Below are 18,795 nucleotides of genomic sequence, written 5' to 3' on the forward strand. Positions count from 1 at the left end.
CAAAAGCCAAATAAAGAATATAGAAGCCTTTTAAAAAAAATAATTTATGAGAATAATGAAAACTACGATTGCCTTGTTTTTACTTCTGATTACTACTTCGGTTGTGGCACAGGAAGACATAGCTATTATACCTAAACCTGCTCAAACAGAAGTTAAACAAGGAAAGTTTCAATTTTCTTCAAAGACCAAATTCATTGTAAAAGGGGATGCACAAAAGGAAATAGCAGAGGCATTGATTGCTAAATTTCAACTTGCTGCCGGATGGAAACCTCAAATTTCTAACAAGAAGCCTAAAAATAATTTCATCGAATTTAAGGTTGATAAAAACTTAAATAGAGAAGCTTACAAATTAGACGTTACTTCAAAAAGTATCGTCATAACGGCAAAGGAAAATGCCGGTTTTATTTATGCTTTGGAATCCATCCGACAATTATTACCTACCGCAATTGAAAGTAAAAAAACAGTTGCTAACGTAAATTGGTCTGTTCCTAATGTGACAATTATTGATGAACCTCGCTTTCAGTGGAGAGGTTTAATGTTGGATTTATCCCGTCATTTTTTCGATAAATCATATATCGAAGCTACAATTGACCGTTTGGCAATGCTAAAAATGAATGTATTGCATTTGCATTTAGTAGACGATCAGGGATGGCGAATGGAGATTAAAAAATATCCAAAATTAACCGAAGTTGGTGCTTGGCGTGTTAATCAGGAAAATTTAATATGGAATGCTAGATTAACGACAAATCCTGATGAAAAGGGAACTTATGGCGGATCTTTAACTCAGGAAGAACTGAAAGAAATTGTAAAATATGCTCAAAAGAAAAATATCGAAATCATTCCTGAAATCGAAATGCCGGCACACGTAAGTAGCGCTATTGCTTCTTATCCTGAATTGGGTTGTTTTAATCAAAGAATTGGGGTTCCATCCGGTGGACTTTGGCCATTAACAGATATTTACTGTGCTGGTAAAGAAACGACTTTTGAATTTTTGCAAAATGTAATTGATGAAGTAATTGCTATTTTCCCTTCCAAATATATTCATATCGGTGGCGATGAAGCAACTAAGACTAATTGGGAAAAATGTCCTCATTGTCAAAAAAGAATTAAGGAAGAACATTTGAAAGATGTCCATGAATTACAAAGTTATTTTGTAAAGCGTATGGAAAAATACATCAATTCAAAGGGAAAAAGAGTTATAGGATGGGATGAGATTTTAGAAGGTGGTTTAGCTCCGGATGCTACAGTAATGAGTTGGAGAGGTACTAAGGGCGGAATTGAAGCTGCTGATCAAGGTCATGATGTAATTATGACACCTGAAAATCCTTGTTATTTTAATTTTTATCAAGGCCCACAAAACGAAGAACCTCTGGCCTTTAATGCTTACAATTTTTTAAATGAAGTCTATAAATTTGATCCTGTAGTTGACTCTATGTCACCAAAAGAAGCTGCACATGTTTTGGGTGGACAGGCTAATTTGTGGGCAGAATATCTGGCTACACCAAAGGATTCAGAATACATGATTTTTCCAAGGTTGGCTGCTTTATCCGAAACACTTTGGAGTCCAAAAGATAATCGTAGCTGGAATGATTTTACTTCACGATTATTCCCTTTATTAAAACGTTATGATTATTTAGGAATCAATTATTCAAAGAGTGCTTATTTGGTAACTGCAACTTCAACAGCTGATTTAGCTAACAAATCAATAAAAATTGAATTAAAAAATGAGTTTCCTAATCCGGATATTCGTTATGTATTGGGAGATAAAAGTATTGAAGTTGATGCAGTAAAATATATGAAACCAATTGAAATAAAGGAATCTACCGTTTTAAAAGCTTCTTTATTTCAGGATAATAAACCAGTTGGTAAAACATTTACTGATTCAATTGTTTTTCACAAAGCCTTTGCCAATAAGGTAAAATACAATACCCTTTACAATTCAAATTATAAAGGAGATGATTACACTCTTGCAAATGCTATCCGCGGAAGCAAAAATTTCCACGACGGACAATGGCAGGCTTGGTTAGTTGATGATATGGATGTGGTAATTGATCTGGAAACTACAAAAACAATTAGTGAGGTTACTTTAGGTTCTTTAGAAAATCAAGGAGCGGGAATTTATTTTCCTACTGAGATCAAAGTATTTGTGTCTATAGATGGTGTTGATTATAAGGAAGTTGGAAAGCTAGTTCAACTATTTGCTATCAATTCTTATGTAGAATTAAAAGATTTTAAGATGAACTTTAAACCTACTGTAGCAAAATTTGTAAAAGTAGTAGCTACTAATTTAAAAAAGAGTCCTAAAGGAGATAGTTCCTTTATGTTTTTTGATGAAATTGTAGTGAAGTAACTTTCAATTTTAGGTTTTATAAATGTATAATTTGGAACAAAGAATGAACAAACTATTATTTAAACTCGGAATAGTATTAATTTGTTTGATGCCACTTTTTAATCAGGCGCAAACAAAAGGATTTTCTATTGCTAATGGAGAATTCAAACAGGATGGAAAAATTGTTAAAATACATTCAGGAGAAATGCACTATGAGCGTATTCCAAAAGAATATTGGAGACATAGATTGCAAATGCTTAAAGCCATGGGAATGAATACGGTGGCGACTTATGTATTTTGGAATTATCATGAAGTAGCTCCGGGAGAATGGGATTTTAAAACAGGTAATAAAAATTTGGCCGAATTTATTCGTACAGCTAAAAGCGAAGGATTATATGTGATTTTGAGACCAGGACCTTATGCTTGTGGAGAATGGGAATTTGGAGGTTATCCATGGTGGTTACAAAATAATCCTGATTTAGTAATTCGTACCAACAATAAAGCATTTTTAGAAGCTTGTAAAAGCTATCTGGAACATTTGTCTGCCGAAGTAAAAGGACTTTTTTCTAATCAGGGAGGACCAATTATTATGGTTCAGGTCGAAAATGAATTTGGCTCTTATGTTTCTCAAAGAACAGATATCAATGCTAACGATCATAAGGAATACAAAACGGCTATTTACAATATGTTGAAATCCACTGGTTTTCAGGAGCCTTTTTTTACTTCCGACGGAACCTGGTTGTTTGAAGGTGGAGCTGTTGACGGAGTTTTGCCAACTGCTAATGGCGAGTCCAATATTGAAAATTTAAAGAAGCAGGTTGATAAATTTCATAAAGGACAAGGGCCTTATATGGTAGCGGAGTTTTATCCGGGATGGTTGGATCATTGGGCAGAACCATTTGTTAAAATAGCTGCTGAAGAAATTGCAAATCAAACCAAAAAGTACCTGGAAGCCGGCGTATCTTTTAATTATTATATGGCTCATGGAGGGACTAATTTTGGATTTACTTCTGGTGCTAATTATAATGAAGAAATGGATATTCAGCCTGATATTACAAGTTATGATTACGATGCACCTATTAGCGAAGCGGGTTGGACAACACCAAAGTTTTTAGCTATTCGTGATGTCATGCAAAAATTTTCTAAAACAAAATTACCAGCTATACCTGAGAAAATTCCAGTAACAAAATTTCCTAATCAGCTTGTAAAATCAAGTATGGATGTTTTAAGCTGGATTAAAAAGGAAAAAGCAGTTGTAAACGATCAACCTTTAACTTTTGAGAAACTGGGGCAGGGTAATGGTTATGTTTTGTATCGAAAAAGATTCACACAACCTATTTCTGGAACTTTGAAAATCCAGGGATTAAGAGACTTTGCTACAGTTTATGTAAACGGGGTTAAAGCAGGTGAGTTGAATAGAGTTTTCAAAAACTACGAGTTGGTAGTTACCATTCCTTTTAATGGAATTTTAGAAATTTTGGTGGAAAACATGGGACGAATTAATTATGGAGCCGAAATTGTTCACAATACCAAAGGAATTATTTCTCCAGTATTAATTAATGAGTATGAAATTACCGGAGGTTGGGAAATGTATAAAATGCCAATGAGTGAAGTTCCAACAGTTAAAAATGAAACAATAAAATCAGGGCGACCAGTTATATACGAATCCATTGTAAATATTGATAAACCGGCTGATACTTTTTTGGATATGTCAGATTGGGGCAAGGGAATAGTATTTGTAAACGGACATAATTTAGGACGATATTGGAAAATAGGACCGCAACAAACATTGTATCTACCAGGTTGTTGGTTGAATAAAGGAGTAAATAGCATTGTAGTATTAGAACAACTAAATGAAAATGCACAAACCCAATTAACATTTACTGACCAACCAATACTTGAAACATTAAATACAGAGACTAAGTAATAACAGATTTAAGAATTAAAATACGAAAGAATGAAAAAAAGCATAGCAATCATAGCATTATTGTTTTCAGTACAAATCTTTTCTCAAGCCATTTATGAAGATGAGCGTTATGTACCGGAAACCGATCCATTGGTATTGAAAAATTTAGAGGAATGGCAAGGTAAAAAGTTTGGATTGTTAATGCACTGGGGAACTTACAGCCAATGGGGAATCGTAGAATCATGGTCGATTTGTCCTGAAGATTATGGCTGGTGTGAACGTAAAAAAGGCAGCAATCCATCAAATTATAATGATTACATAAAAGATTACGAAGGTTTAAGAAAAACTTTTAATCCCGTAAAATTTGACCCTGAAAGATGGGCAAAAGCTGCTAAATATGCCGGGATGAAATATATGGTTTTTACCACAAAACATCATGACGGATTTAATATGTATGATACTAAATATTCTGATTATAAAATCACTAGTAAAGACGTTCCTTTTCATTCAAACCCTAAAGCTGACGTTTTGAAAGAAGTTTTCAATGCTTTCAGAACCGAAAAAATCTCAACAGGAGCGTACTTTTCAAAACCAGACTGGCATAGTGAATATTATTGGGATCCTTATTTTCCTCCTTTTGATAGAAATGTAAATTACGATCCTGCTTTATACCCTGAAAAATGGCAGAAATATGTCGATTTTACGCATAACCAAATTATGGAAATCTTGACTAACTATGGTAAAGTAGATATTTTATGGTTAGACGGAGGTTGGGTTCGTAAAAGAGATCAGGTAAACATCAAAGAAAACTATGCTGAAAAATTTACAGAAAACGAATCTAAAAACGGTTTCATTAAACACAGAGTAGTGGATCAGGATCCTAAAATGGACGAATTGGTGGCCAAAGCTCGTGTTAAACAACCAGGTTTAATTGTGGTAGACAGAGCTGTTCATGGTAAAAACCAAAATTATTTAACTCCAGAAGGACGTGTGCCTGCTAAAACATTGCCTTATCCTTGGGAATCTTGTATTCCTGCTGGCGGAGGATGGTCTTATACTCCAGATGCACAATATTTAACAGGACGTCAGGGGATTCATATGTTAGTTGATATTGTTGCAAAAGGTGGAAACTTATTATTAAACATTGCGCCAAGTCCTGAAGGAGAGTGGGATAAAGCAGCTTATGATTTGTTACAGGCTTATGGTGACTGGATGAAAGTAAACTGCACAGCGATTTACAACACAAAACCTATTGAGCCTTACAAAGAAGAAAACATCTGTTTTACCCAAAATAAAGCAGGAAATGTATATGCTTTTTATTTAGCAAAAGACGGAGAAAATAAAATTCCGGCTGAAGTTACAGTAAAATCAATCAGTCCTAAAAAAGGAACTAAGATTACGCTTTTAGGTTCAAAAACGGCGCTAAAATGGACTAAATTTGATAAAGGATTTAAAGTACTAATTCCTGAAAGTTTAAGAAACAATTTGCCTTGTAAAGAAGCTTGGACTTTAAAAATCGAAGCAATAAACCGTTAAGATTGAAACCTATGGTTTTAAAAAATAAAAATATTATTCAGGCAGCATGTATTTTGTACATGCTGTTTGTTAACAGCACTATTTCTGCACAGCAACCGGCTGATTTTGTCAATCCAATAATTGGGACATCCAACTATGGAGCGGCTTTTCCTGGGCCTATTGCACCACGCGGAATGGCAAGTATTAGCCCGTTTAATGTTTCTGGACCACAAAATAGACCTTTGGAAAAAGACAGTCAATGGCTATCCAATCCGTATGTAAATGAGAATACTTTTTTGACAGGTTTTAGTCAGGTGAATTTAAGTGGTGTTGGCTGTCCGGAATTGGGCGTTATTTTGTTAATGCCCACCACTGGTGAAGTAGAAATAGATCATTTAAAATACGGTTCTACTTATTCTAACGAAGTAGCCAAAGCAGCTTATTACAGTGTAAACATTGATAAATACAAAGTAAAAGGTGAATTTACTGCTTCAAAACGTGTTGGTGTAAGCCGATTCACTTTCCCGAAAGGGCAATCGAATGTTTTATTAAATCTGGGTGTTGGTTTAACCAATGAAGAAGGAGCCATGATTAAAGTGGTTTCGAATACTGAAATTGAAGGAATGCGTTCTGTAGGTTCATTTTGTTACAACAGTCCCGAAGATGCTTATCCGGTTTATTTTGTAGCTAAATTTTCTAAAGCTGCTGATAAATTCGGAGTTTGGAAAAAACCTGCTAAATATAATGGAGTAGAAGCGCAATGGATGGGTTATAACGGAAAAGCGAGAATGATGGAAAATACAATCAAAACGGTTGTTGGAGATAGTATTGGAAGTTATTTTACCTATAAATTCGACAAAGAAGAAACGGTTGAAGTGAAAATTGGTATTTCGTATGTAAGTATCGAAAACGCACGTGAAAACTTAGCAAAAGAAGTGGGTGATAAAGCTTTTGAAACTGTTTACAAAGAAACCTATGACGAGTGGAACGAAGAATTATCTAAAATTGCAGTTGAAGGAGGTTCTAAAGATGACAAAACGATATTTTACACCGCTTTGTATCACACATTAATTCACCCCAATACTTTAAATGATTTTAATGGTGAATTTCCGGAAATCAAAAGAAGTAAAATAGGTAAAACCGAAGGTACTCGTTATACCGTATTTTCACTATGGGATACGTATAGAAACTTGCATCAGTTGATGTCTTTGGTGTATCCAAAACAACAATCGGATATGGTGAAAAGTATGATTCAAATGTATGATGAAAACGGCTGGTTGCCTAAATGGGAATTGAATTCAACCGAAACATTTACTATGGTGGGCGATCCTGCAAGTATTGTAATTGCGGATACTTATCTGAAAGGAATCCGTGATTTTGATGTTCAGAAAGCGTATAAAGCGATGTTGAAAGGAGCCGATCAAATGGAGAATAATCCGCTTCGTCCGGGATTAAAAGATTATATTCAAAAAGGTTTTTTAACTACGGATAACAGAGGTCCGGTTTCTACAACTCAGGAATACAATATTTCCGATTATGCTATTTCACTTTTAGCGGATGCTTTAGGTAAAAAAGCCGATGCAAAACGTTTTAAAACACGTTCCTTATCATACCGAAAATTATTTGATAATAAACTAAACTTACTTCGTCCAAGAATAGCTAATGGAAACTGGTACGAGCCTTTTGATCCAAATTCGGGAGCAAATTTTGAAGAAAATGTTGGTTTTATCGAAGGTAATGCGTGGCAATATAATTTTATGGTTCCGCACGATATCAATGGATTAAAAAGATTAATGGGAGGGGATAAAGCCTTTTCGGCACAATTGCAGAAAATCTTTGATAGCAAACAATTTGATATGGCTAATGAACCGGATATTGCTAATCCGTATTTGTTTAATTATGTGAAAGGTGAGGAGTTCAAAGCTCAGGAAAATGTAAAAAGACTGGTGCGTGAATATTTCCAAAATAAACCAAAAGGATTGCCAGGAAATGATGATACCGGAACAATGTCGGCTTGGTTAGTGTATTCAATGATGGGAATTTACCCAATTGTACCCGGAGAACCTGTTTATACGATAACTGCACCAATGTTTGATAAAGTAACGATTAAATTAGATCCACAATATTACAAAAGTGACAGTATTGTAATCGAGAGACAAGGTAACCCTGAGGGAAAAATCAATACAATACAATTGAACGGTAAACCACTAAATACTTTTTTCATTTCTCATGACAATTTGGTAAATGGAAAAACTTTGAAAGTGATACAGAATTAAAAAATACGCCTAAAATATGTTAGAATTAAAAATTAAAAAAACAGCAATTCTTTTTGTGATGGCTGTAGGCTTTAGTCAAGCCGGCTTTGCTCAAAAAAAATATCCTTATCAGGATTCTAAATTGCCTGTTGAGGAAAGAGTAAAAGACTTGTTAAGCCGCATGTCTCTGGAAGAAAAAGTACGTCAGATGGACATGTACAGAGGTGATTTTTTTAAAGAAAAAGAAGATTTTGCTAAGTCTAAATCGGCTGAAAAAATAGGGAAATTAGGAATTGGAGCAATTCATGACCTATATCCGCGTTCGGCCAAAATGATTAATGATTTACAGACTAATGTAATCAAAGGCAACCGTTGGGGAATTCCGGCTTTAATTATGTGTGAAATGCTTCACGGCTATTTAGACGAAGGAAGTACAGCGTTCCCAATGAACATTGGACTTGGAGCAACTTGGGATACTGCCTTGATGAAAAGAGTAGGAGGCGTTATCGGAAGTGAAGCCCGAGCTCATGGTGTTCATTTTGGTTTTGGACCTAACTTAGATTTAGGATGTGAACCAAGATGGGGAAGAGTTGCTGAAACTTTTGGTGAAGATGCTTATCTGAATAGTGAAATTGGTTTAGGATTTATCCAAGGATTACAAGGAAATGATTTAAAATCAGATCGTTCTATTATTGCTGAACCAAAGCACTTTGCGGTTCACGGTATTCCACAGGCAGGAGGAAATTCGTCGCCAATTTTGGTTGGAGAACGTTCGGCTCGTGAAGATCATTTGCCTTCTTTCGAAAAAGCCTTTAGAAAAGGTGGTGCTTTAGGAACGATGTGTGCGTATTCAGAATTAGACGGAATTCCTTGTGCTGCAAATCATTGGTTATTAACGGATGTTTTGAGAAATGAATGGGGTTTCAAAGGACTTGTTGTATCCGATTTAGGAGCTATTAAATATATTCAAACGACTCATAAAGTGTCTGATTCTCCAAAAGAAAGTATCAGAGAAGCGGTTTCGGCAGGAGTGGATATGCAGTTTTATGATTTTTCAAATGAATTTTGGCAAAACACAATTGTTGAATTAGTAAATGAAAAGAAATTAACAATGGAAAATATTGACCGTGCCGCGGGAGATGTTTTACGATTGAAATTCTTATTAGGTTTATTTGAAAATCCTTATACTGATAAAAACTTGATTAAATTGCGTTTTCATACACAAGAAAATCAGGCAGTTGCTTTAGAAGCAGCTCAAAAATCGATGGTTTTATTGAAAAATGAAAACAATCTTCTTCCATTAAATAAAGACCTTAAAAATATTGCCGTTATTGGACCCAATGCTAATGCATCAAGATTAGGAGGTTATTCTCCTAAGAATAGTGTTGGAATGACGGTTTATGAAGGCATTCAGCAATTGGTTGGAAAAACAGCTAATGTGGTTTATGAAGAAGGTGTACCGTTGATTATAAAAGGGCAGGCAATTCCTTCTAAATATTTATTTACTTCAGATGGATCTCATAACGGATTAAAAGGAGAATATTTTAATAACAGAGAATTAGAAGGGACTCCGGCATTGACTCGTATCGATAGTCAATTAGAGTTTGATTGGCCATGGGCTCCAGGTGATGGTGTAAATGTGGATGATTTTTCTATTCGTTGGACAGGTTATATTCAATCAGATAAAGCTTTTGACGGATGGTTAGGCTTAAGTTCAGATGACGGAATCAGAATGTGGATTGACGATCAATTGGTAATAGACAACTGGACAAAAGGAGCTACAAGTATTGTTACCACTCCAAAAAATATTGAAGCAGGAAAAAAATACAAAGTACGCATCGAAATGTGGGAAGGAGGCTGGGGAGCCAGAGCCCATTTGCGTTGGAATCTGGAAAAAGTAAATTTACAACCTGCTATTGATGCTGCTAAAAAAGCGGATGTTGCCGTTGTTGTTTTAGGAGAATCAAACGAATTAGTGGAAGAAAACAGAGATGTTGCCGATTTGAATTTACACGGAATGCAACAGGAATTGATTGAAGCCATTCAAAAAACCGGAACGCCTGTTGTTTGTGTCTTATTGAACGGTCGTCCTTTATCAACTAACTGGATTGCCGAAAATATCCCGGCTATTGTGGAAGCTTGGTTTCCAGGTGAGAAAGGTGGTAGAGCAGTAGCTGATGTACTATTTGGTGATTACAATCCTGCGGGAAGATTGCCTATTACAGTTCCTAAATCGGTTGGACAATTACCAATTTATTACAACCAAAAACCATCTGCCATTCACAGATATGTTAGCGAAAGCGAAAATCCGTTATTCAATTTTGGTTACGGCTTAAGTTATACCACTTTTGAATATTCTAATTTAAAATTGAATGCTACCGAAATTAAAACTGATGGTGAAGTTAAAGTAGCAGTGGATGTGAAAAATACTGGTGACAGAGATGGAGAAGAAGTGGTACAACTTTACATTAATGATGTTTATAGTAGTACTACAACACCAGAAAAAACATTGAAAGGATTTAAAAGAATATTCATCAAAAAAGGAGAAACGCAAAGTGTTGAGTTTACATTAACACCAGATGAATTATCACTTTGGAACCGAGAAATGAAAAGAGTTGTTGAACCAGGTGATTTTGAAGTCATGGTGGGAGGAAATTCATTTGATTTGAAAAAATTGAAGTTTAGAGTAGCAGATGAGTAATTGTTTTAATTTTTTATAAGCTGTTTTAAAGCTGGATTGCAAAAAAGGCTGTTCTTGTAGTTTAAGAATCAGCCTTTGATTTTTTTAATGAATTATTCAGCGGTGACGGGGTCAATGATAGCTGAAACTTTGCTGATTGAATTGGCAGGAAATCCTCCTTGTTTAGCGTGTTCAAGAATCATTTCCTCATTTGGCGCATTGTAAACACAATAGATTTTGTTATCTGTTACATAACTGTGAACCCATTGAATTTCAGATCCCATTTTAAGTAATACTCCACAAGAAGCTTGTGAAATTGCTTTTAATTGCTCAGCATTTAATTTTCCTGCATCAGGAATTTCTCTTTCAATAACGTACTTAGGCATTGTGCTTCAATTTTAAATGAACTTACTCTTTAGGCTTTTCGGTTACGCCCCGTTTTTTTGAGTGGTTTCTGATCTCCACTTTACAGTTAAAACATTGAAAATTAAAGTGTTTTATTCTGTTTAAAGCTAAGTTACGAAAAATAAAAGCGGATTGTTTACAAAGCAAGTAGATTGTGAAAAAATGTTTTTTTAGCGGTTAACAACTAAAAAATGAATCTTTTTTTAAATAATTTTTTAAATAGGTTTACAATGCCTAGAGTTATGAATCCGAAGATTAATCCGATGGTAAATTCTTTGATTATTGCGGGTAATTGAGGAGCAAAATGTTGTAAATAGCCAATATTGTGGGCAAAGATTCCTCCGGCAACCATAATTAAGGCAATGGTTCCGATAATGCTTAAAGCTTTAATTACTTTAGGTAAAGCCTGAACAAGCATATTTCCAATAAATTTGGCTGTGCTTTTTTCTTTTCTGCTGATTGAAATTAGTTTTAATCCCACTTCATCCATACGAACAATCAAAGCTACAATTCCATAAACCCCCACAGTAGCCAGGAGAGCAATGATAGATACTACTATTATTTGCGAGCTTAGTGTTTTTTCAATTACTGTGCCTAAGGCAATAATTACAATTTCTACCGACAAAATAAAATCAGTAACAATAGCCGACTTTATTTTGTCTTTTTCGAGGGCTAAAATTTCGTCTTCAGTAAAAGTTTGTTCAGTGATTTCTATTTTATTATGATGCTTATGAAAAAAGAACTCGTATATTTTTTCGGCACCTTCATAAGCTAAATACAATCCGCCCAGAGTTAAAATAATCACAATTGCTAAAGGAAAAAACGCACTTAACAAAAAAGCTATGGGAAGAATAATGATTTTGTTGATAAGCGAACCTTTGCTGATAGCCCATAAAACAGGCAATTCTCTGGAAGAAGCAAAGCCGGACGCTTTCTCGGCATTTACGGCTAAATCATCTCCTAAAATCCCCGCCGTTTTTTTAGCAGCCACTTTGCTCATTACGGCTACATCGTCCATAATTGCTGCAATATCATCCAATAATGCGAAAAAACCTGATGCCATTTGTGATTTAATAAGTTGTTACAAAAAATTAAATAGATTCAATTACATTTTCTAAAGACCTTCTCGATTTTGGTGTGATTTCAATACGGTTAAAATCATCTTTTGAACCATAACCTACCGCCATTGCAAATAGTGGTTTGTATTCGGTCATTCCTAAAATAGCACTGTATTTATCGGATTCAATGCCTTCCATTGCTGTAGAATCCAAACCTAAGGCTATGCTGGCTGTTAAACCCACTCCCAGAGCAATATAGACTTGTTTGGCAAGCCATGTTTTTAATTCGGCTTCGGGAGTACTGGCTTTAATTTTATTATACCAGTCTCTTCTGGCAGCCGGTAATTCTTCATCCACCACTTTTTGAAAAGCATCCAAATCATCCGCTACACTAAAGACTACTAATAAATGTGCCTGATTAATTTTCTCAGTATTATGCATCGAAACAGCAGCTAATTTGGACTTCATTTCCGGATTTTGTACAAAAGTAAATTTCCACGGCTGAATGTTGATGGAAGAAGGCGTAAGACGTAAAATTTCTTTCAATTCTTCAATTTTATCCTGTGGAATTACTTTGTCTGATTGGTAATGTTTAGCAGTATATCTTTTTTGAATTAATTCTAAAATATTCATGATTGTATTTTTACTTATTGTGTTCCTGCAAATTTAAGTCATTTATGTGATTTGAAAAGTGCTAATCTAAAGTAAAAAGTTCTCCTGTTCAAGAATTTTATTCTATAGCAGATTTAAGAAAGCATTTTTTATTAAGAAGAAATAGCCTTCCTAATCTTATATTAATGTTGCTTTTTGTTTAAAGTGCTTACTATTAATTATCTGTTATTTTGTAAAAAAAATGTAATAATAAACTTTATAAAATTCGATGAAACTCCTGAGTTTTTTCGTATATTTACGTTAAAGACTTCACCTAAGTTTTAAAAAAATCCAAATTAGTATTCAATCTAATATTTTATAAGTATGGATGAGCAATTAAGATTAAAAGAGTTGTACCGTTACCATATTTTAGATACTAAACCAGAAGTAGAGCTGGATGAACTGGCAGAAATTGCTTCTGTTGTTTGTAATACTCCAATGTCATTAATAACAATGGTTGACAAAGAACGTACCTGGCACAAATCAAAATATGGTTTTGATTTGAAAGAAGTGAATAGGAAAGATTCATTTTGTCAACATGCCATAAGTAATCCTTCAGATGTTTTAGTAGTAGAAGATGCTTTATTGGATATTAAATTCAAGGATAATCCATTTACTAAAGGGGAAAATGGAGTACGTTTTTATGCTGGGGCGCCATTAGTTACTCCAAGAGGATATGTTCTGGGAACGCTGTGTGTTGTAGATGTTGTTCCTAGAAAAATAACAAAGGTTCAAAAAAGAGTATTACAGATTCTATCCAAAAAAGCGATGGATTTCCTTAATGCGAGAAAGTTAATTTTATTACAGAATAATAAAATTGAATTAAATGCTTTAAAATTAAAAAAGCTTACTGATTTAGCTCCCTGTATTATTTTTCAATTGCATATAGATGAAAAAGGGGGGATTGAATTTGATTTTTTAAGCAAAGGAATAAATAGCGGATTTAATCAATTTAATTCGCACTTTTTGAAAAAATCACCGGAAACGTTTTATGATTTTGTTCATCCGGATGATTTACCTCATGTCAAAGAAAGTATAAATGAAGCCTTAATTAATTTTGAGGAATGGCAAATAGCTTACAGAATCAAAGTTTCTAAAAACCGAACAGAATGGCAATTAGGAAAGGCAAAACCTGAAAAAACAAAGGATGGAAAAGTCATATGGTATGGCAGTATTCAAAACATAAGTAATTTAATAGAGCATGAAAAAGATCTTGAACAGATAATGTTTGATATTTCTCATGTGTTAAGAAAACCTGTAGCGAATCTTTTGGGTTTAAGTAACCTTTTAAAAACTGAAAATTTTGATGAAATCAACTGTCATGAATACGTAGATTATATTCATTCCGTTTCAAAAGAACTGGATGATTTTACAAGGCAATTGAATCAAGATTATGGTAAAAAGAATAAAAAAATAATTGGTAATACAAAACCTTTTTTTAAAGCCTGGAAGAAAAAATAATAGCAAATTCTTTAGAATCAATGATGTTTTTTAATGATTTCTATGTTAATTGATAGAAATCAAAAATTCTAATTTACTTTTAAAATTGTAATTATTCAGCACAATTTTCTTCATAATATTTTACCATTTGAAAGGTGTTGTGTTTGTCAATATTATCATTATCTACTAATTCTACAAGTTTAGGACAGTCATAGAAATAATCTCTTACTCTTTTTTTTATGCCTCTTTCTCCAGCTCCATAAATATAACCCATATTGTAAGCAATAGCATCTTTACTTTTTTTGATATAAGTCTCTTTATAGCCATAATTCATCGTAAATACTCCAATAGCACCTCCGGAATGGATTGTTTCGGCAATATAATACATATTCACTTTCGGACTTGAATAGGCGAGGAATCCTAATTTCTTTTCTGTTTTTTTGTCGTCAAAGTTTTTCTTAACATCAATTACTTCGTAGTATTCTTTCTCTGTGTCTCTGGAAATAACAACATCGGTAATAGTATCAATAAGATAGCTTTCATTTGTTTTTTTATTAAAAAAGACAAGGTTGGAAGACATATCAATTAAATTTCGGGATTTTATTTTGTATGTTCCTGTTTTAGAAGTACCATCTTTAAAAAATAAGGTTGTGGTTTGTTGAGCGAAAAAGGAATTGATAACAAATAGAAAAGTAAGAGATAGAAATGTTTTATTCATTTTTGTAAAATTTAATTAAAGGCTTTCTCCAAAAGTCAACAAATTATTATCCGGATCCAGTAATGCAAATTCTTTTTGCCCCCAGGGTTTGTTTTGCAAAGGAGCATTAGGATGGATACTGACTTTTTTATCCAATAAAGATTGGTATAAACTTGCAATAGCATGAGTTCTAATATACACCTGACCGTAATTATCTTCAGGATTCAGACTTTTGAATTCAAAAAAATGAATTTCGATGTTGTCTTTTTTGAGCAACAAATAATCCCCATAATCCCCAATTTCAGTAAAACCTAATTGGTCAATGTAAAAAGCTTTGGTAGCATTTTTATCGCGCATGGGTAATTTTGGAATGATGGCCGTGAGCATAGTATACTTTGTATTAAAATAGTTCTGTTATTGTTCTAACAAAGAATTAATTTTTAAGATTGGGTAAGAAAGAAGTATCCATGATGTATTGTTTTGGATTATCCGGGTTTATAAGAACTTTTATTTCTTCAGATTTAATAAAATCGGTAGGATCAAACCAAATATCATCACTTTTGAAAATATATACTTCATTTGTATTTGGATTGAGCCATTGACTACAAATTTGGAAAGGATTTCTACCATTAGATTCCGTACTCTTATTGTGTTGTACGTTCTCAAATTTGGTAATAATACGTTTACCATTATTAAGTAAGTATTTTGATTCTTTTTGTTTTAAATAAGAAGATCGGATAGCCATAAAACCTATAAGAAAGAATACAATCCCTATAGTTCCTACAATTAGAGGACCAAGATATAAAGCCTTAAAGCCATTAATTTCAGCTTTATTAGGATTTATTGGGTCATATAAAACCGGGACATTTTCTCCTACATTATAACTAGCAGGATTACTGCTAAGAGAAGAACTGAATTCGATTTTTATTCCTTTTTTGGTTATGTATTCAACAACCGGACGATAAGATATTGAATTATCTGATTTTGTGCGGAGTAATTCGATAACTTTTCCTTGAGAGGTTTCCGCTTTATCCAAAAAAGCTTGTTTATCCAAATAAAGATAAAGAGCAACTCCGAATAAAATGAAGCCAATGATTCCAAACAGGTATAGAAAAAAATTTGATTTAGTTTTCATGTTTTGAATATAGAAATTTACTACAAATATAGGTTTTAAAATTAATTATAAACAATTCTAAAGGTCACAAAAAGCAACCCAAAAGAGGCTTCTAGTTATACTTTTGGAGTAAAATCAATCATCCATTCAATGCCAAATTTATCCCTGAACATTCCAAAATAAGAACCCCAGGGACTGTTATCGATTGGACATTCAATAGTTCCGTCTGCTGAAAGCCCGTTGAATAATTTGTCGGCTTCTTCACGGCTTTCGGCACTAATCGATATTTTAGACCTGTTTTCATTTTCGTTTACCCGTCCCATACTTTCCGGAACGTCATTAGCCATTAAAGTGTTATTACCAATGGGTAAAGCAATGTGCATGATCTTATTTAATTCCTTTTCAGGTATTGGGTATTCAGAGTTTGCGATGTCTTTGAAACGGATAATATTTGTAAATTCTCCACCAAATACCGATTTGTAAAAAAGGAATGCTTCTTCGGCATTTCCATTGAAATTAATATGCGGATTAATAAGTGCCATAAGTTATATTTTTTTAAGTTGTTTTTTATCATAGAATGCAAAGCCGGGAAGTATTTATGTTTCGGTTTTTGTGCATCTCAATTTTCCACAATCTTGTCATGCTGACGAAGGAAGCATCTCCACATGATTTACGCTGGTTGATATTATTTGCTCACTGTTGCGGGCACGGAAAACATTTCCACCTATCGTGATTATATCTTCTTTTAAATCTAATTTTTTTTGGTGTCTTTTTGAATAATTATTAAAGGTCTATTCTTTTTTAACATAGAATCTAAATTTTTAATTTCAATAGGATGCTGAATTGTTATGCTTGAATTTTCTTTTTTTGTAAAAAACAATATTGAGCAAACAAACATCACTAGCATTCCTGTTAGAAAAATGCCAAGTTTGAAAGCTTTGTGTGCATGTAATAAATTTGTTCCTTTTTCATTATTTATCTTAACAGCTTTGTCAATAGAGTAAAGATAATCTCTAACAAGTTCAGCATTAAATTGTTCAATTGTGTTTGTTTTAAAATCTAGAACATTTACAGGGTTAGCACGGGGATATTTGAATTTTTTTATGTCAAAATTTTTAAGAGCGTTTGTTATTGATAAAAGATAAAACAAAAAACAAAAAAGTAACTAGTAACAAACCAATTATTGAAATTTTAAGGAAAAGTGATGTACTTTCAAATCTATCCATTATTATAGGAACAAATAAGCCTAATAATGAGAAAACTATGCTTGTTTGAGAAATGATTTGTGATGTTTTATTTTCAATAAAACCAAGACGATTGTTTTCTTCTTCTAAAATAGATTTTAAAAATTCTTTGTGCACTACTATTTTGTCTGAATCTGATTCTTTTTTTAAATTATAATCTTTGTGATTATAACTATTAGGTTCTTCTTCTTTTTTTATAGAAATAACACCAATACTCTCCAAGAAATTTTTCATGATAATAGTTCGTTTATTATTGAATCGGAAATATTTAAGCCGGTTTCATTTTCAATCCAAGCCCATTGTCCATTGGGATTAATTTCTAAAAAAATATAATTGCCTTCTTTATCTTTGATTAAGTCTATTGCTCCAAATTTAAGATTCAACATTTTAACCAACGAAATACACTTTTCTTTTATATCATTAGGAATTTCTTCTGGATAGAATTCTAATTTTTCTTTTCGCCAATCGGTTTTAGTTGCTTCTAATATTTGAGAATTGACACCTGCTGTGAATACATTTTTCCCAACCACAGTTACACGCAATTCAATTGACTTTTCTATTTTTTCCTGAAAAATACAAGGTGTCAAATCGTATTTTTCTAGCTCTTCAATGTGTGATTCTTTTAAAATATTAGTAAAAATATACTCTGTTTCGTTATTGTTGTTAATCCTTGATTGCGATAAAGGTTTTATGATTACACTTTTTGAGTTATTAAAATAAAACGTTTTTAAATCCTCTTTAGAATTAGTAACCAAAGTATTTGGTGTTTTGAATCCCAAGCTTTTGGCAAGTCTTAATTGATATAATTTGTTTTCAGCCTGATAAATACTAAAAGGATTACTTAGCCATTTTGCATCAATAGTAGAAAATAAATTTTTCAATAATGATTCATATTCGCTTAACAAATAAGCTTTTTCAGCTAAATTTTGATTTTCAATGATAGGTAACTTTGTTCTTCTAAACCATACTGAACCAAAATTAGTTTCGCCATCAAACTCTAATTTAAAATTGTTGTCGATTTTGTAATTTTTGTTGATTATGTCTTCACAATTGAATCTTTTATACTTTACGTTTCTTAGGTTCAATTTGTTAATCACAAAATCACTGGTATAATCCTCTTTATGAGTTATGATTAAAATTGTTTTATTAGTCATTGTCTGTTGCTTCTTGAGATACTAATGTTATAGAAGATGTTCTCATCATTGACTTAACAGCATTGAAACTCGCATCATTATCACTACCTTCAATTTGATACGACGTATGTGTTACTGTACCCATCATTAAGCCCATATTTTCGCTATCACAATCTGATGATTCATTATAAGTTCGTGTGTGAGTTTCTGTTGATATATTCAGAAAATCAATAGCCGGAAGTCCTGTTTTCTTATCAATGGTCAGGTTTAATTTGGGACTATACTCTATTTGGGAAAAGTCAAAATTGTCATTATTAGCTCTTTCAGTATATTGTAAGATTAACGGGTTCATAATTGGAATTTTACGG

The 18,795-nt window shown here is 33.1% G+C and carries 17 protein-coding genes; 6 read left to right on the forward strand and 11 right to left on the reverse strand.

Features of this window, described 5'->3' with window-relative positions; translation table 11 throughout:
* Positions 1 to 46 precede the first annotated feature (46 nt).
* From BLR17_RS14700 to BLR17_RS14720, 5 genes are read left to right on the forward strand one after another with little or no spacing between them, the layout of a single operon-like run.
* Positions 47 to 2,350 carry a glycoside hydrolase family 20 protein gene (locus tag BLR17_RS14700; RefSeq protein ID WP_066329115.1) on the forward strand — a complete coding sequence of 768 codons (2,304 nt, stop codon included), beginning with the start codon at positions 47 to 49 and terminating at the stop codon, positions 2,348 to 2,350.
* Positions 2,351 to 2,393: 43 nt separating this feature from the next.
* Positions 2,394 to 4,256, forward strand: coding sequence for a glycoside hydrolase family 35 protein (locus BLR17_RS14705; protein ID WP_066329185.1), 1,863 nt, complete (start codon positions 2,394 to 2,396; stop codon positions 4,254 to 4,256).
* A gap of 30 nt (positions 4,257 to 4,286) precedes the next feature.
* Positions 4,287 to 5,771 carry an alpha-L-fucosidase gene (locus BLR17_RS14710; RefSeq protein ID WP_066329116.1) on the forward strand — a complete coding sequence of 495 codons (1,485 nt, stop codon included), beginning with the start codon at positions 4,287 to 4,289 and terminating at the stop codon, positions 5,769 to 5,771.
* An 11-nt stretch (positions 5,772 to 5,782) separates the two neighbouring features.
* Positions 5,783 to 8,026, forward strand: coding sequence for a GH92 family glycosyl hydrolase (locus tag BLR17_RS14715; protein ID WP_066329187.1), 2,244 nt, complete (start codon positions 5,783 to 5,785; stop codon positions 8,024 to 8,026).
* Between the two features lie 16 nt (positions 8,027 to 8,042).
* The gene (locus BLR17_RS14720) at positions 8,043 to 10,706 is read left to right on the forward strand and encodes a glycoside hydrolase family 3 C-terminal domain-containing protein (protein ID WP_066329117.1); all 2,664 of its coding nucleotides are present in this window, start codon (positions 8,043 to 8,045) and stop codon (positions 10,704 to 10,706) included.
* Between the two features lie 92 nt (positions 10,707 to 10,798).
* Here the strand turns inward: BLR17_RS14720 and BLR17_RS14725 are convergent, their stop codons facing one another.
* The 3 genes from BLR17_RS14725 to BLR17_RS14735 all read right to left on the reverse strand — a co-directional run bounded on the left by BLR17_RS14725 (position 10,799) and on the right by BLR17_RS14735 (position 12,781).
* Entirely contained in the window at positions 10,799 to 11,071 is a 273-nt protein-coding gene (locus BLR17_RS14725; RefSeq protein ID WP_066329118.1) for a DUF4242 domain-containing protein, read from the reverse strand.
* Positions 11,072 to 11,274: 203 nt separating this feature from the next.
* Complete coding sequence (locus BLR17_RS14730) at positions 11,275 to 12,153, reverse strand: DUF808 domain-containing protein (protein ID WP_066329119.1); 879 nt, start codon at positions 12,151 to 12,153, stop codon at positions 11,275 to 11,277.
* A 28-nt stretch (positions 12,154 to 12,181) separates the two neighbouring features.
* Entirely contained in the window at positions 12,182 to 12,781 is a 600-nt protein-coding gene (locus BLR17_RS14735) for a nitroreductase family protein (RefSeq protein WP_066329120.1), read from the reverse strand.
* A gap of 342 nt (positions 12,782 to 13,123) precedes the next feature.
* Here BLR17_RS14735 and BLR17_RS14740 point away from each other — a divergent pair, with 342 nt between their 5' ends.
* Positions 13,124 to 14,260: a PAS domain-containing protein gene (locus tag BLR17_RS14740; RefSeq protein ID WP_066329122.1), complete on the forward strand. Its 1,137-nt coding sequence runs from the start codon at positions 13,124 to 13,126 to the stop codon at positions 14,258 to 14,260.
* Between the two features lie 91 nt (positions 14,261 to 14,351).
* Here BLR17_RS14740 and BLR17_RS14745 read toward each other — a convergent pair whose 3' ends face one another.
* The 8 genes from BLR17_RS14745 to BLR17_RS14780 form a co-directional block, all read right to left on the reverse strand.
* On the reverse strand, positions 14,352 to 14,957 hold the full coding sequence (locus BLR17_RS14745) for a hypothetical protein (RefSeq protein ID WP_066329123.1): 606 nt from the start codon (positions 14,955 to 14,957) through the stop codon (positions 14,352 to 14,354).
* 15 nt (positions 14,958 to 14,972) lie between these two features.
* The gene (locus tag BLR17_RS14750) at positions 14,973 to 15,323 is read right to left on the reverse strand and encodes a bleomycin resistance protein (RefSeq protein WP_066329125.1); all 351 of its coding nucleotides are present in this window, start codon (positions 15,321 to 15,323) and stop codon (positions 14,973 to 14,975) included.
* Between the two features lie 46 nt (positions 15,324 to 15,369).
* Positions 15,370 to 16,071: a DUF3592 domain-containing protein gene (locus BLR17_RS14755; RefSeq protein ID WP_066329127.1), complete on the reverse strand. Its 702-nt coding sequence runs from the start codon at positions 16,069 to 16,071 to the stop codon at positions 15,370 to 15,372.
* Between the two features lie 95 nt (positions 16,072 to 16,166).
* Positions 16,167 to 16,592 carry a VOC family protein gene (locus BLR17_RS14760; RefSeq protein ID WP_066329129.1) on the reverse strand — a complete coding sequence of 142 codons (426 nt, stop codon included), beginning with the start codon at positions 16,590 to 16,592 and terminating at the stop codon, positions 16,167 to 16,169.
* Positions 16,593 to 16,801: 209 nt separating this feature from the next.
* A complete protein-coding gene (locus BLR17_RS14765; protein ID WP_066329130.1) occupies positions 16,802 to 17,200 on the reverse strand; it encodes a hypothetical protein in 399 nt (132 codons plus the stop codon).
* Positions 17,166 to 17,528, reverse strand: coding sequence for a hypothetical protein (locus tag BLR17_RS14770; RefSeq protein WP_066329133.1), 363 nt, complete (start codon positions 17,526 to 17,528; stop codon positions 17,166 to 17,168). The genes BLR17_RS14765 and BLR17_RS14770 overlap by 35 nt, the downstream gene beginning before the upstream one ends.
* Positions 17,525 to 18,448: an MvdC/MvdD family ATP grasp protein gene (locus BLR17_RS14775; RefSeq protein WP_066329134.1), complete on the reverse strand. Its 924-nt coding sequence runs from the start codon at positions 18,446 to 18,448 to the stop codon at positions 17,525 to 17,527. The genes BLR17_RS14770 and BLR17_RS14775 overlap by 4 nt, the downstream gene beginning before the upstream one ends.
* The gene (locus tag BLR17_RS14780; protein ID WP_139068394.1) at positions 18,441 to 18,779 is read right to left on the reverse strand and encodes a hypothetical protein; all 339 of its coding nucleotides are present in this window, start codon (positions 18,777 to 18,779) and stop codon (positions 18,441 to 18,443) included. The genes BLR17_RS14775 and BLR17_RS14780 overlap by 8 nt, the downstream gene beginning before the upstream one ends.
* Positions 18,780 to 18,795: the final 16 nt, after the last annotated feature.

Source organism: Flavobacterium glycines, from assembly GCF_900100165.1.
Classification (GTDB): Bacteria; Bacteroidota; Bacteroidia; order Flavobacteriales; family Flavobacteriaceae; genus Flavobacterium; species Flavobacterium glycines.